Origin of the sequence: Flammeovirga sp. SJP92, from assembly GCF_001583495.1 — a bacterium.
Taxonomy (GTDB): domain Bacteria; phylum Bacteroidota; class Bacteroidia; order Cytophagales; family Flammeovirgaceae; genus Flammeovirga.
Genome location: NZ_LQAQ01000061.1, coordinates 44,307 through 58,946 on the forward strand (window position 1 = coordinate 44,307; position 14,640 = coordinate 58,946).

Here is a 14,640-nt window from a genome sequence, read left to right on the forward strand (position 1 = left end):
ACAAGTGAAGCTGAAGGCTTCTATTTGATTGGATTATATCATTAACAACCTCCAAACACCCGTGATAAACACCAGTACTAAACCTGCCGGTGTAAGGTATTTCCAGCATAATGTCATCAATTGATCCACTCTTAATCTAGGGTATGTCCATCTGATCCACATTTGTACAAATACTAAGAACAATGCTTTGCTCATTAACCATACAAATCCCCAAACATAAGCTGATATTTCTCCCATAGTCCCCGAAGTCCAATCAGCCAAACGTACAGGACCTATATTAATAAATGGTGTGTTCCATGAACCTAAAAAAAGTACTACTGCTAATACAGACCCTAAAAGCATCACGCCGTATTCTGATAACATCATAAATGCAAAACGCATCCCTGAGTATTCAATATGATAACCTGCTATAATTTCTGATTCTGCTTCTGGAATATCAAAAGGAGCTCTATTAGCTTCTGCCAATGAAGAAATAAAGAATATAAAAAAAGCGATGATCAAAAATGGATTTCTAAAGATGTTCCAGTTTAAAAAACCACCTAACTGTGTCACTTCAACCCCTAAACCTTTCAAACCAAAAAGATAATTTTGATCTACCGTAAAAATACCTTGTTGTAATGAAATAATTTCAGTGTTCAACGACTGAGCTGTCATTACTGCACACAAAACAGCAAGGCCTAAAGGTACTTCATAAGAAACCATTTGCGCCGCCGATCTCATCGCACCATATAAGGAATATTTATTATTAGAACTCCATCCTGCCGCTAAAATACCTAATACTTCTAGAGACAGTATAGCCAATATATAAAAAACACCTACCTCAGTTCCAGATCCATAAAGACCATTGGTAAAAGGCACAACAGCGAAACCTGCAAATACAGGCATAAAAATCAAAATTGGAGCTACCTTAAATAAAGGTCTGTCCGCGGCTTTAGGAATAATATCTTCCTTCATTAATAATTTCAATATATCTGCAGCGGTTTGTAACAAACCATATGGACCAATATTCACAGGCCCCATTCTATCTTGAATCCATGCAGAAACTTTTCGTTCCGCATAAACCCCCAATAGTGCATATGTTAATATGAAAGGAAGATAAAATAAAAGTGCTAGCATAGTTCTTCTTTTTCCAAAAAAGTAAATTGGTCGGCAAGTTAATCAAACAAAATACTTGGTCAAAAGTAATCCAGCCTTTTTGTGTTGATCTCTTCTACTTGACAGTGAAATACCGTATTTTTTAAAAAACATTTGACTTTAAAGACGATTCATTGAAAAATAATTAATGAAACTTCACATCTACTATAACAATCATTTTTTAATAGGAATAATAAAGGGTGGTTGTATTTGATTGTTTATCAAAATTTTGAATTCTTTAAACGGTTTAACAAATAGTTTGCAAATATTTGTTGAGCTTAACTTTATTTAATAATTTTACGAATTACCACTTATATAGATTTCTTTTTACCAGACAAACAGAGTTATCTAATTTTTTCGTGATTCTATGTGTTTAGAAGATTAAATTTTATCATTTTGACTAGATATATCTCAGTAGTACTTTTTTTACTGATCTCAATAAATACTTTTTGCCAAAACAGTATTAAAGTAACTGGGCAAATAATTGACCAACAAACAAACGAAACGATTCCATACGCAAGTGTTTATATTGAAGGGACTACAATCGGTACACTTTCTGATATGGATGGAAACTTTACGGTCAATGTACCTTTACCCGCTAATAAAAAGGTCCTAATCGCTTCTTTTATGGGCTATTCAACTCAGAAAAAAAGGTTGAATGAGAAGAATGTCCGAAATAAGATTACCATTAAGCTTAAAACCTCTGCTAAAGAGCTAGACGAGGTTGTTATCCGTACTAAAAAATGGGAAAATCCTGCATGGGCTATTTTACGTGCTGTCCAAAAAAACAAATCCCTTAATGACAGGCAAAAATTAAAAGCCTATCAGTACGAAAGCTACACAAAAACCAATATTTGGGTGGGGAATGTGAATGAAAACTTCAAAAAGAAAAAAGTAGTACAGGACATATTGGACAGCTTCGAAAACTTTGAAAAAGTAGTGGATGAAAATGGACAACCTATCATTCCTGTTTTTGCTTCTGAAGTGCTTTCAAATATGTACTATATTAAGAATCCTGATTCAAAGACGGAACAAATCATCAAATCAAGAATCCGAAGTGTTGGACCTGACGACGATGAAATGCTTACTCAAATTATAGGTTCTTCTTTTGTGGATTTCAATCTCTATGAAAACAATTTTTTATTTGTAGGAAAGACCTTCATCTCCCCCATCACTTCTGAATGGAAGAACTTCTATGATTACACTTTAGACCCTAAAAAAGTAGAGATAAATGGAGTAAATTGTCACAAGATCGAATTTGAGCCCCGTAGAAAAGAAGATTTGGCTTTTGCAGGAACGTTGTACATTGCCGATTCCACTCATCATTTTGCTTTAGTGAAAATTGACGGTATGCTGGGCCAAGGAGCTAACATCAATTTTATTGACAGTGTGCATATCGATCAGAATTATATTCCTCAAGTAGTAGAAGATGGCAATACTGCTTGGTTGCCACAAGATCAGGATTTTATTGTCTCAGTGGGTAAAATTGCCGACAAATGGGCTAAAGTAAAGATCAAAATTAATATTAGAAATAAGGACTTTGTCATCAATGCACCCAAACCTCGTTCCTTTTATGAACAGCCTGTCATAGTGGCCACGGATGCTTATCTTGACGGTAATAATGAAGAATTCTGGAATAATCATAGACATGAAGAACTATCAAGTACTGACGCACAAGTTTTCTCCATGATCGACTCCGCAGAAGACACTCCTAGAGTAAAAATGCTGGCCAGTATTGGTGATATGATTATTAGTGGCCACAAAAAATACGGTCCTATAGAACTTGGTCCACTTCCGTTTATTTATGCTCGTAATAGTGTTGAAAAACATCGCTTACAGTTCGGTTTAAGAACTAACAATGAGTTCAGCAATAAATTCTCTTTCAGCGGTTTTGGAGCTTATGGTGTAAAAGATAAAAAATGGAAATACGGTTTTACTGCTAGGGCTATTATTAATAAAGAAAAGTGGAGTATCATTGGAGTGCAACATTTCAATGACTTAAGTAGAGTCAGTGTAAACCAGGCTAATTTTAATAGCAGGCCTATCTTCTTAGCATCATTGCGCTGGGGAGACATGCGTTACCCTTACATGGAGCAAAACACCAATATATGGTATGAGACAGACATCATGAGAGGTCTAAATGTCAAGGCTAAATTCACCAAAAGAATTATAGATCCTCTTTTCCCTTACAAAATGGATGGTGACTTCATTGATAATCAACCCGTATTTGATCGCTTGAATGGCTCTGAATTTTTCTTTAAACTCACTTATGGTTTAGGTTATAAATACGTTGCTACACGTACTCACAACAGAAAGAAGATTTCTCAAGACAATAGACCAAGAATCACAATTGATTATACTATTGGACTCAATAACCTATTCGGCAGTAATTATAATTTCCAGCAACTTAGAGTAGGCCTTGATCAAAAAGCAAGGTTAGGAAAATACGGAACTTCCACTTATACACTGACTGCCGGCTACATTCCTACAAAAACACCATTCCCGCTGTTAGCTATGCCATTTGGTAATAATGTACCTCTTCTTTACAACAAATTCGCTTTCAACCTTATGAACTTGGGTGAATTTGTCGGAGATAAATGGGCCTCTTTTCAATTGATCCACCGTTTTGAAGGCAACATCTTAAACAGGATTCCGTTGGTCAAAAAACTAGGATGGAGAGCTGTAGGCATCTGTAATGTGGTATATGGTGAACTTACTGAGAAAAATCAAAATCAAAGTGTGCATCCTCAGCTTTTGGAGGGAGAAAGATACAACCCAAACAGAGAAGCTAAACCTTTAGATCCAACCATGCCTTACGTGGAAGTAGGTACTGGTGTTGAAAATATTTTCAAGGTGATGAGAGTGTATACCATTTGGAGAACCACCTATCACACACCAACTTCTGATAACTTTGGTGTTTATTTAGCCTTCGGTCTTACCTTTTAAGCATTTTATTCCTTGTCAAAAAAATTATATTTGTAAAAAAAATATTATTATGAAAATAAGAGTAGGACAAGGTTACGATGTTCACAAATTAGGTGAAGGTGAAAAATTATGGTTAGGTGGTATTCAGTTAGATCACACACATGGTTTAATTGGACATTCTGACGCAGATGTTCTTATCCACGCTATCTGTGATGCAGTATTAGGTGCCGCAAACATGAGAGACATTGGATATCATTTTGCAGATACAGATCCTCAATACAAAGGCATTGACAGTAAAATATTATTGAAAGATGTGATGAAAATCGTCCGTGAACAAGGATGGGAATTTGGGAATGTTGACTGCACAATTGTTGCACAGCGTCCGAAGATCAATCCTCACATCCCTGCCATGAAAAAGTGTATGGCTGAAGTGATGAACGTAGACGAAGAAGATATTTCTATTAAAGCTACAACTTCCGAAAAAATGGGATTTGTAGGCAGAGAAGAAGGCATGGCAGTTCATGCCGTAGCTTTAATTACTAAAGCATAAATAAAAAAACAGGACGTTGTTTCAATTACAACGTCCTGTTTTTTTATATGGATTTAATTATTCAGTATCTAACCCTAACTCACTAAGTAATAGAGAAGCGTTAAACTTTTCACAGACTCCATCTTTTAATTTATAATCGAAATCAAATTCATTATTAGTATAATCGAAATCGAAATGATAGTTCTTTGTGATATCCGGCTTCTTATCTTCAAACTCAGAAAGCTGAAGATCGTGAGTAGCTACCAATATATGTGATTCAGAGGATTGCTGTAATTTTTGGAGCAAGGCAAATGATCCTTTCAGCTTATCGACAGAGTTAGTGCCCCTCAGCATTTCATCAACTAAAAATAAATCACATCCACCCTGATTTACAGCATCAATGATTAATCGTATACGTTCTAGTTCTGCTTTGAAGGTAGACTCACTCAATCTTAGAGAATCTGCTATACGCATGGAAGTGATCAACCTTGGCTTTTTACCCATTCTAAAAGAAGAAGCACAAACAACTGTACCAGCATAAGCCAAAAGAAGATTGACACCAACTACTCTTAAGAATGTACTTTTTCCCGACATATTTGATCCTGTAACAATGCTGATTCTATTGGTATGATCTAAACTATAAGTATTACGAACACCACCACTTTGAATACCATTTGTTCCTTCAAAAATCAATGGATGTCCCAAATCTGTACCTTTAAAAACAAAATCACCACTTTGCTCAAAGGCTGGCATTGTCCATTCTGAATGATTTCTTTTATGAGTACCCAAACTGTTGTATGCTTCCAACACACCAATTACGTCAAAAAGCTTATCGAATAAATCTGGATACCTATTGAACCATTTTCTGATTTTAAAGACTACTAAAATATCAAAGGGAATGATCACATAAAGCACCACTAGACCCAGCATGTTTTTTCTGATATACAACTGCTCTATGTCATTTGAGAGTTGGAGTAATGGAGTGTAAAAATCTCCTCCTTCCAATTCTTTGATTTTTTGAGCTAATAAATCACTTTTAAATTCCTCTTCACTGATCAGTTTTATAGCATTTGCCAAACGGGATAAAGACTCTGATGTACTATCAAGGTAAGCCATAAATGATGCGATATCCTTGCCTATTCTTCCCATTACCCAGAAGTTACCCAAAACCAAAATTGCAGCTGCTTCTTTAGAATATTCGAAAGTGGTGCTCACACTTACAAAAATCAACAACCAGGCAACCGGTACTAAAAATAAATACCCTTTGAAGAAATTTTCTCTATTGAATTTAAAATTCTTCAAAGCGATCGCATTAATATTCAAGACCTTTTTCTGCTTTACATTATCAAAAAGAAATAATTTAAGCTGATCAGAAAAAGACTCTTTTGATGCTAACTCTTCTACTGCTCTCTGACGTTTTTCAATTTCCTCAGTAGGCGTAGCGTGGCTGTCTTGTGCAAAAAACGAAGCCAGTAAACTTTTCCCCCATTGTGTTGAACAACGGTTAATAAAGTGATACAAAGAGTGCCTGCCAAAAACATCTAAGTCATGACCATAATTATGAACGGTTGTTTGATAATCTTCGCCATCATCATAAATGTTAGCTTCACCACTTTTTATGTTTACCTCATTTTGGGTTAAAAGTTGAAGCAATTCTAGTTCATTGATTTTCTTTGAAACCTCAGTATGCTTTCTCACAAGAAGAATGAATACTATGAAAATTGTAACTATACTGATAAAAAGACCACCCTCTTCAAAAAATTGAAAGGCAAAATAAGACACAAATAATCCCGCAACTACCGTCACCAATCTCATCATTGAAAACTTTTGAGATTTGGAATTTAATTGTTGTAGTTGTTGAGAAATTTGATTTAGTTTTTCTTGATAATTCGACATTGATTATAAATTTATCAATCGCTTTTCCTCTTCTAAGAGCGTATTTGAAAGATGCGTTAAAATTGTACTAAGCAAATGTAAAAAAGAAAAACATTAATAATTCATGTTTGGCAGATAATCGTTGCAATTACTACATTCTTCACATTGTTGATGTTAAAAAACATCAAAACAATCATTTAGAAACAATTACAAATTATAGCAAATTAACTAAGTAAGTACAATTTAGGTTAATTTACAGATGTTGACAGAATTAAAAAACGTCAAAGACTTCAGTTTATTCCAACTTTTCTACGTTACATTTGCATAAGGATTTATACTACTATCATAATAATTTTGAGATTTACTAAAACATATAAGCATTTGTTCAGACACCTATTTACTATATGGGTGGCACTCCACACATTGAATTACAGTGTGGACATTGATGCTGTATTGTTTTCTCAAGCCAACTATTCTACTGAAGAGCACACGCTTTATGATAATAAAGTAGAGTCCTTTTTTGAGATTTTTGTCAACTTATTTTGGGACGGTCAATTAGACAATATCAAAGACAACCCCTTTTCTCAAAACGAATCCAAAAGTTTTATTCCTAAGGTCTTTACCTTTGTAAAAGCTTGTCAGCTTATTCATGAAGCGGAAGATAAAGAATTGATCTTTAAAGAGCAGTTGATTTTTTTCTATTTAGATCAAAGCTACCCTACTCCAACAGCTGACATCATTCCTCCCCCTCCACGAGTGGCTTAAGGGCATGTCTGTTGCTATTTGTTGCTACAATAAATAGTTACCTGACATACTCTAAATTATTCGAAGCGATCCTATATCGCCCATTCAATAATTTACAATTACTTCTATGCTATAGAAGCAAACCACTCTATCATGAAAAAGATATTATTCTTGCTAGGATTAGGTCTAAGCCTTTTCTCTAGTACTATATATGCTCAAGAATCTTCACAAGAAGTAAATGAAGAAGTTGAGCCTGAAACTAAATTCAAACAACAACCTGGGCTTGCTAAAGCCGCTTCTAAGATTTTTTATTCTGAAAAGCCATGGAGTGTTTCTGGTTTTGGTGAGATTTCTTATGTCAACAGAAATGATATTCCGTTAGGCATGGAAGATGATATTGAGTTATCATACAACAACCTTTACCGTTTCTCCACTTTCTTTGGCTACCGTTTTACAGATAAAATTATCTGGAACTCAGAAGTGATGATCGAATACCTTCAAGATCCTGCTGGAAACAGTCATTTTGAGTTGATCTTAGAAGCGTTCCTAGATTTTTCCATCCATAAATCGTTCAACGTAAGAGCAGGTTTATATCCAATGAATATTGGTTATATCAATAATAATGATGAGCCTGTAATGTTTGGATCTGTAAACCGTTCGGATGTAGAAAGAATCATTGTTCCGTCAACTTGGATGGGTATGGGTGTCAGTGCTTATGGAGTTATCTCACCAAGCTTCAACTATGCTACAGGAATTACGCAAGGTTTAGATGGGTCACACTTTTTAAGTGGAAGTTTTATTCGTCAAGGTAGAGAACCAAGATTTGACAGTGAAGCATTTTCTACTTATGCCTACAATGGACAAATCAATTATGTTGGTTTAAAAAACTGGACGCTAAGCGCTTCAATGTATGTGGGACAGGCAGGAAATAATCAAACGATTCAAACTTCTACAGGAGATTATAAAACCGCTGATGCTGTGGCACAATTATACACTGCTTACGCAAGATATGAACAAAAGAACTGGGAGTTTATGGCATTGGCTACTCATGGTTTTATGTCTGGCACTGATGACCTTTTTGAATTAACAAAAATGGGTAATGGAGGCGTAGGTCAAGTAATGGCCAACCAAAATGTAGGCTACCTTGTGGAAGGAAGCTATGATCTATTATCCCTATTTGGAGAACGTTCATTCTTAAGAAAAAAGAATGCGCTTATCGATCCGCATCATGTAAAAATCCCTTTGTTTGTTAGATACGAATATATCAATACACACAAAGATTACAATAAAAACCTCTTAGCTGAAAATAATGCAAATATGGTCCATTTTAATTCAGACATTATCACAGTAGGTTTGAACTTCAAACCAAGAGAGGAGATTGCTTTTAAGATTGACTACCAATTCAGAAACAATCGAGCAACGGGACCATATGCCGCCAAAGAAGATAATTTACTCGAGCTAGGTATCGGGTTTATTTTCTAGCCTTTGACAACTTAACTAAAACTAAATCACCAATTTTTCCCTTTAAGGTATTTTACTTTAAAGGGATTTTTTTTGTCTGAAATCATTATTACTATGGCTTAGTTCTGTTATATTTAATAAAAAAAACCTCGTCAATGAAACTATTTCTCTCTATTCTTATTGCATCTTTATTCTTCATCTGTAATACCCCAACTCACGCTCAAAGCTTTGGTACAGGAGGTGGCGGAGGTGATACAAGGACTGATAAAAAAGTTGACTTCATGCCGATTCCCTATATTAATTACAACAGGTCATTGGGGTTTTCTATTGGAGCATTGCCCATGGCCATGTATAATTTAAGTCAGAAAGATACCATTTCACCTTCTTCAGTGACAGGACTTTTGGGGATGTGGACTACCAATGACTCTTGGTTTGGACTTGTATTCTCTAGATTTTATTTGAAAGAAGACCGATACAGAATCACATTTGCTGCAGGTTTAGGAAGTATCAACTTTCAAACTTATGTACCTTTTCCTATTGGAGGTGATTTTGTAGACTATAATACAGGAGTGAATTTTATCAAAATAGAAGTGCAAAGAAGAGTTGTTAAACACCTGTTTTTAGGTCTTAATTATATGAATACTGATTTCAACACTTCATTTGACGTTATAAAAGACACCACACTTGCCTCTAATTTACAAACCCTCGGAATTGTTCTTTCTTATGACCATAGAGATAATGTATACTACCCCTACAAAGGGCATATTGGTAATATTAATCTAGATATGAACCCAGAATTTTTGGGGAATGAAACTCAAAACACAAAAGTCTCCATTGATTTTAATAAATACTTTGCTTTCCGAAGAGGAAAAGATGTACTGGCTACTAGAGCTTATATCGGTTTTGGTATCGGAGATTTAATTTTCAACCAGCAGTTTATTGTTGGAGAGAGTGACATCAGAGGATACACCCAAGGAAAATATAGAGGAAATTCCATGTATAATTTACAGGCAGAATACCGGTGGAATTTCCATAAAAAAATGGCTATCAACTTTTTTGGAGGATTAGCAACAGTAGCGGGTGCCAATGATGATAGCCAAAACGGTACTTTATTGCCAGGCGTCGGTGTAGGATACCGATTCAATGTTTTCCCTAAAAATCATATGAACGTGGGACTTGACGGTGCAGTAGGGAATGATGATTGGGGCGTTTACTTCAGAATTGGTGAAGCTTTTTAGTGATGGGAGGCGTAGAATAACTACAACTCCATAAACATCCATTTGTGAATAATGTTGTATGAATGTATAAATCTTAAAAGAAGGAAATTTATATTAAACATTTACATCAGAACTTCGTAAATTATGGATACGAAAATGAAAATTGAATTCAAGCCCTTCATTTTCATCACTTTTGAGATAAAATACTATGTGGGAAACATTTGATATTCAATCAGTATTGATTGGCCTTGGAATTGGTCTGGCTGTAGCGGCATTAGTTCAAGTAAAAGATTGGATAAAACAATCCGGGTTAAAAAGTGAAATTAAAAGACTGAAAAACCACCTTCATGATAAATTAGAAATTGATGCTGAAGCAATCTCTGGTAAAAAATCAGAAATTGAAAGACTGAAAAGAGAAAATGAAAACCTGAGGGTAAGCAACAAAGCTCTAATCAATAAACCCGGCAGACAAGAATTGCTTACTTTTCATGCATATCAAACGGCTATTGATAAACTGAATAGCAATATGATGGGCTTCGGTCCTGCTTGGCAAGATGCCTTGAAAGAAGCAAATCATGAAATCAAAGAAATTGAAGAAGGACAAAAATCTTTCGTCAAAAAAGTATTCCCTAAAGGATTGTTTGGCGGCAGTACCACTTATGAACTAGGTGAGGGAGAATAATTCAATAATAAATAATCAATCATAACAACCTTGATGAAAGAAATTACTTTTATCAAGGTTTTTTTTCAAACATGCTCTTATGTACCAAGTTGATTATTATTTGTATATTGAATGAACACTCAACCAATAACACTTAAAATCGACTAACATGACTGTCAGAGAAGATCATAATAACTATGACGCTATAATTATAGGAAGCGGCATTGGTGCATTGACCACAGCTTCCCTCCTCTCTCAAATCAAAAAGAAAAAAGTACTGATACTCGAAAAACACTGGGTAATCGGAGGGCAAACACATGTTTTCAAAAGAAAGAAATATCACTTTGATGTTGGTGTCCACTACATTGGAAATATGGACCAAAGGTGTATGTCTCGACAAATTTTTAACTTCATTACTGAAAACAACTTAAAGTGGAACAAAATGCCTCATGTGTTTGAGAAATTTGTTTACCCTGACTTTACGTTTGATGTTCCTTCTCATCCAGAAGAATATAAAGAAAAACTAATCGCCCAATTTCCTGAAGAAAAAGAAGCGATTGAAAAATATTTTGTAGATGTAAAAATTGCATCAAAATGGATGGAAGGAAATTATGCCTCTTCCTTTCAAGTTCCAATACTAAAAATACTCGGCAATCTCTACAAACCAAAAAAAGGAAAAGCACTGGCTTTATCCATCACAAAAGAGTATATGGATCAGAATTTCAAAGATCCAAAATTGAAAGCCGTGCTCTGTTCACAGTGGGGAGACTTTGGTTTACCACCTTCAAAAAGTGCTTTTGGAATGCATTGTTTGATTGTAACACATTATTTTTACGGCGGGTATTATCCAGAAGGAGGTTCTAAAAATATCGCAAAGTACATTCAACCGACTATTGAAAAAAGTGGAGGCAAATTAATGGTCAATCAAGATGTAGAAGAGATCATTATAAAGAAGGATAGAGCTGTAGGTGTGAAAGTGAAAGAAAAACATGGAAAATCCTTTACAGAAAAAGAATACTTTGCTCCAGTTATTATTTCTTCAGTTGGTTTCCATGGCACTTTTAATCATTTGGTAAAAGAAAAAGTAAACTTCCTTCCTCAACTAGAAGCTCTTTCAGGAGGAATGAGTGCGATTTCTCTTTACATTGGATTGAAAGAAAACCCTTCAAAATTGGGCGTTAAAGGAGAAAATTATTGGATTTCTGGTTCCTATAATCATGATGCTACTTATGAAACTAGAAATGATATTATAGGTGGAGAAATTGAAAGCTGTTACCTTTCCTTTCCTTCTCTAAAAGAACAGAATCCAGAACAGCACACCGCTGAAATTGTCACTTTTGCAGATTTTGAAGCTTTTGAAAAATGGAAAGATGAGCCTTGGAAGAAAAGAGGAGAAGATTATGAAGCATTGAAAAGTAAAATTGCTGAAGGCTTAATTGCCTGTGTTGAAAAACAACATCCGGGATTTAGTGCATTAATAGATTATTGTGAATTATCCACACCTCTAACGATGGAGAACTTCACCTCTAAACTCGCAGGAAGAATGTATGGATTGGCACACACACCACAACGTTTTTTAAGCGACTGGATCAAACCTCAAACACCATTCAAAGGACTTTACATCACAGGTGGCGACATCTGTACTACCGGTGTTGTGGGAGCTATGATGGGAGGAGTGGCCACAGCTTCTGTGTTAGATGGAGCTTTTGGTTTTGGGAAACACCTTTATAAAATCAGAAAATACAATAAAACAAAAGTGGAAATCTAAAATATTGAAGACCAAGTGAGATGCTTGGTCTTTTTTAAAATGACAAAATTTTATTGTTTTAAATATCACAAAAACAAAACATTCACAATTAAATGACACAGATCACCAAAAACTACTTCCAAGTAAAAACTCATTAACAGTATATTTTTGTAAAGCACGGCACCCGAAGATATTTTTGTATATCATGTTAGAATAAACCTAAGCAACTTACAACTACATATAATTATGAATATTTACAGATGGACCCTAGTTATTATTGCAAGTTTTATAGGAATCGGAAACATTTGGTTTTTAGATTTCAATGATCTAAGCTTTATGAACAATATCTATGAGTATTGTGGAATGATCATTATGTTCGGAATCACTTACCTTTTAACCACTCAATCACGTATTAAGAAGAGTGACAAAAATTCTATTTCATAAGTTTGATGACACAAATTATATAAGTTTTCCTAAAAAACTGACTAATCTTACCGAACTAAACTAAAACCTTCCTTACTTTGCAAATGAATTAAAAGTTAATTTTGCAATGGTATTTTTCAAGAGATGGTCGCGTAAAAACTATGCAATTTTTAATTCTCTCAAAAGGGAAATTAAAATTTGTACACTGAACGTGTGCCTACATTTGAATGCTCCAACTTTAATTCGTGAATTTGTCATCAGACAAAACTTCGCTTTAGATGATCCGCCTGAAGAGGATGATTTCCTATTAAGTGAGTTAGAAATTTCACAATTAACGCTGTTGAGCAACCCACAGAGTATTTCTGAAAGTAGTCGATCTGCCAGTCTATACAAAAACTTGCTAGATTCTACTAAAACTACTTTTTCTCGAATATCCTCCCTCCAACACGTATTAAGTTTTAATCTTATAAATCGTTTTCTTTTTGACGAGTCCAATACTCGTAAGGGAATTCTATTATCAAATTTTTCATAACCAAGAAGTCGTTTAACCGTCGGTTAAGCTATAGACTTCTACATCCTAAATTTTAAGGATAGGTTGGTGATGAGATAATAGAAAATGAAGATTTATCTTAGAACTTGATAGAAGAATATAGTTTGACATGGCATATGTACATGGAAAGAAGTTAAGGGATCATTTTAGGTTGTTATTTTTTATTCTAATCGAGGCAGATTTGAAGAGCATAGCCATAGCTACGTGATAAAAATCTAACGAAGAGTAGGATAAAAAAGATAAGATAAAATATCCGTTCACTTAATTCCAGGTACTTAGACTTCACAAAATTAAGTATGACATGCAAGCAAGTATTAGACATGATTGGACTAGACAAGAGGTAGCTGAAATTTATCACTTACCTTTAATGGAGTTAATGTACAAAGCTTCAACTATTCACAGAGAATATCAACAAACTGGTGAGGTACAGGTATGTACTTTACTTTCTGTAAAAACTGGTGGATGTAAAGAAGACTGTAGCTACTGCTCTCAATCTGCACGCTATAATACACATGTTGAGCCTCATAAATTAATGACCACTGAGTCGGTAGTCAACAAAGCGAAACAAGCCAAAGAAAATGGTTCTACTCGTTTTTGTATGGGTGCGGCTTGGAGAGAAGCGAGATCTAACAAAGACTTCGAAAGAGTATTGGACATGGTAGGTCAAATCAATGAAATGGGTCTTGAGGTTTGTGCTACTTTAGGAATGCTGGACGAAGAGCAAGCGGAAGCATTAAAAGAAGCAGGACTTTACGCTTACAACCACAACTTAGACACAAGTAGAGAATATTACGAACAAGTAATTACGACAAGAACATTTGATGACCGTTTAGAGACGATCAAAAACGTTCAAAAAGCAAAGATTTCAGTATGTTCAGGTGGTATCATCGGGTTAGGTGAAACAGACGAAGACAGAATCGGAATGTTGACTACTTTAGCATGTCTTCCTACTCACCCTGAATCAGTTCCTGTAAACGCATTGGTTCCTGTAGAAGGTACGCCAATGGAAGGCAACAAAATGGTTTCTACATGGGAAATGATCCGTATGATTGCTACTGCTAGAATCATCATGCCGAAAGCAATGGTTCGTTTATCTGCAGGTAGAACTGAAATGAGTACTGAAGCACAAGCACTTTGCTTTATGGCTGGTGCTAACTCCATCTTCGCCGGCGATCAATTACTTACTACTCCAAACCCTGAGGAAGATGTGGACATGATCATGTTCAAAACACTTGGTTTGTCTCCAAGAGCATCTTTCAAAGAAGAAGCGAAAACAAAATTGGAGAAAGACGCTGTAATATATTAGAAGAAAAGGTTGAGGTAAGAGTGAAGAGGTAAAATGACATCTGCCCTCTTCCTTCTTACCTCTTCCCT

The 14,640-nt window shown here is 35.1% G+C and carries 10 protein-coding genes; 8 read left to right on the plus strand and 2 right to left on the minus strand.

The genetic code is table 11. The features are described 5' to 3' along the window. Window positions 1-33 precede the first annotated feature (33 nt). Window positions 34-1,116, minus strand: coding sequence for a complex I subunit 1 family protein (locus AVL50_RS12955; RefSeq protein WP_062616925.1), 1,083 nt, complete (start codon window positions 1,114-1,116; stop codon window positions 34-36). Between the two features lie 414 nt (window positions 1,117-1,530). Here AVL50_RS12955 and AVL50_RS12960 point away from each other — a divergent pair, with 414 nt between their 5' ends. Together AVL50_RS12960 and ispF are read left to right on the plus strand one after the other, a co-directional pair. Next, on the plus strand, window positions 1,531-4,080 hold the full coding sequence (locus tag AVL50_RS12960) for a DUF5686 and carboxypeptidase-like regulatory domain-containing protein (protein WP_172826832.1): 2,550 nt from the start codon (window positions 1,531-1,533) through the stop codon (window positions 4,078-4,080). A 49-nt stretch (window positions 4,081-4,129) separates the two neighbouring features. After that, window positions 4,130-4,609 (plus strand): 2-C-methyl-D-erythritol 2,4-cyclodiphosphate synthase, encoded by a 480-nt coding sequence (ispF, locus tag AVL50_RS12965; RefSeq protein WP_062616927.1) that lies wholly within the window; start codon window positions 4,130-4,132, stop codon window positions 4,607-4,609. Window positions 4,610-4,666: 57 nt separating this feature from the next. Here ispF and AVL50_RS12970 read toward each other — a convergent pair whose 3' ends face one another. Continuing rightward, window positions 4,667-6,484, minus strand: a complete 1,818-nt coding sequence (locus AVL50_RS12970) for a hypothetical protein (RefSeq protein ID WP_062616928.1) — start codon at window positions 6,482-6,484, stop codon at window positions 4,667-4,669. 387 nt (window positions 6,485-6,871) lie between these two features. On the opposite strand from AVL50_RS12970, the gene AVL50_RS12975 reads away from it, so the two are divergent. The 6 genes from AVL50_RS12975 (at window position 6,872) to bioB (ending at window position 14,572) form a co-directional block, all read left to right on the plus strand. Next, complete coding sequence (locus tag AVL50_RS12975; protein ID WP_157491322.1) at window positions 6,872-7,228, plus strand: hypothetical protein; 357 nt, start codon at window positions 6,872-6,874, stop codon at window positions 7,226-7,228. Between the two features lie 132 nt (window positions 7,229-7,360). Further along, a complete protein-coding gene (locus tag AVL50_RS12980; protein WP_062616930.1) occupies window positions 7,361-8,689 on the plus strand; it encodes a hypothetical protein in 1,329 nt (442 codons plus the stop codon). A gap of 134 nt (window positions 8,690-8,823) precedes the next feature. After that, on the plus strand, window positions 8,824-9,906 hold the full coding sequence (locus AVL50_RS12985; RefSeq protein WP_062616931.1) for a BamA/TamA family outer membrane protein: 1,083 nt from the start codon (window positions 8,824-8,826) through the stop codon (window positions 9,904-9,906). A gap of 187 nt (window positions 9,907-10,093) precedes the next feature. Next, on the plus strand, window positions 10,094-10,567 hold the full coding sequence (locus AVL50_RS12990) for a hypothetical protein (protein ID WP_062616932.1): 474 nt from the start codon (window positions 10,094-10,096) through the stop codon (window positions 10,565-10,567). A 148-nt stretch (window positions 10,568-10,715) separates the two neighbouring features. After that, window positions 10,716-12,314, plus strand: a complete 1,599-nt coding sequence (locus AVL50_RS12995; protein WP_062616933.1) for an NAD(P)/FAD-dependent oxidoreductase — start codon at window positions 10,716-10,718, stop codon at window positions 12,312-12,314. A 1,253-nt stretch (window positions 12,315-13,567) separates the two neighbouring features. Then, window positions 13,568-14,572 (plus strand): biotin synthase BioB, encoded by a 1,005-nt coding sequence (gene bioB, locus AVL50_RS13005; RefSeq protein WP_062616935.1) that lies wholly within the window; start codon window positions 13,568-13,570, stop codon window positions 14,570-14,572. Window positions 14,573-14,640: the final 68 nt, after the last annotated feature.

Coding starts and splice junctions, on each gene's coding strand:
- AVL50_RS12955 (WP_062616925.1), bottom strand. CDS start 1,116: ATGCTAGCACTTTTATTTTATCTTCCTTTCATATTAACATATGCACTA.
- ispF (WP_062616927.1), top strand. CDS start 4,130: ATGAAAATAAGAGTAGGACAAGGTTACGATGTTCACAAATTAGGTGAA.
- AVL50_RS12970 (WP_062616928.1), bottom strand. CDS start 6,484: ATGTCGAATTATCAAGAAAAACTAAATCAAATTTCTCAACAACTACAA.
- AVL50_RS12980 (WP_062616930.1), top strand. CDS start 7,361: ATGAAAAAGATATTATTCTTGCTAGGATTAGGTCTAAGCCTTTTCTCT.
- AVL50_RS12985 (WP_062616931.1), top strand. CDS start 8,824: ATGAAACTATTTCTCTCTATTCTTATTGCATCTTTATTCTTCATCTGT.
- AVL50_RS12990 (WP_062616932.1), top strand. CDS start 10,094: ATGTGGGAAACATTTGATATTCAATCAGTATTGATTGGCCTTGGAATT.
- AVL50_RS12995 (WP_062616933.1), top strand. CDS start 10,716: ATGACTGTCAGAGAAGATCATAATAACTATGACGCTATAATTATAGGA.
- bioB (WP_062616935.1), top strand. CDS start 13,568: ATGCAAGCAAGTATTAGACATGATTGGACTAGACAAGAGGTAGCTGAA.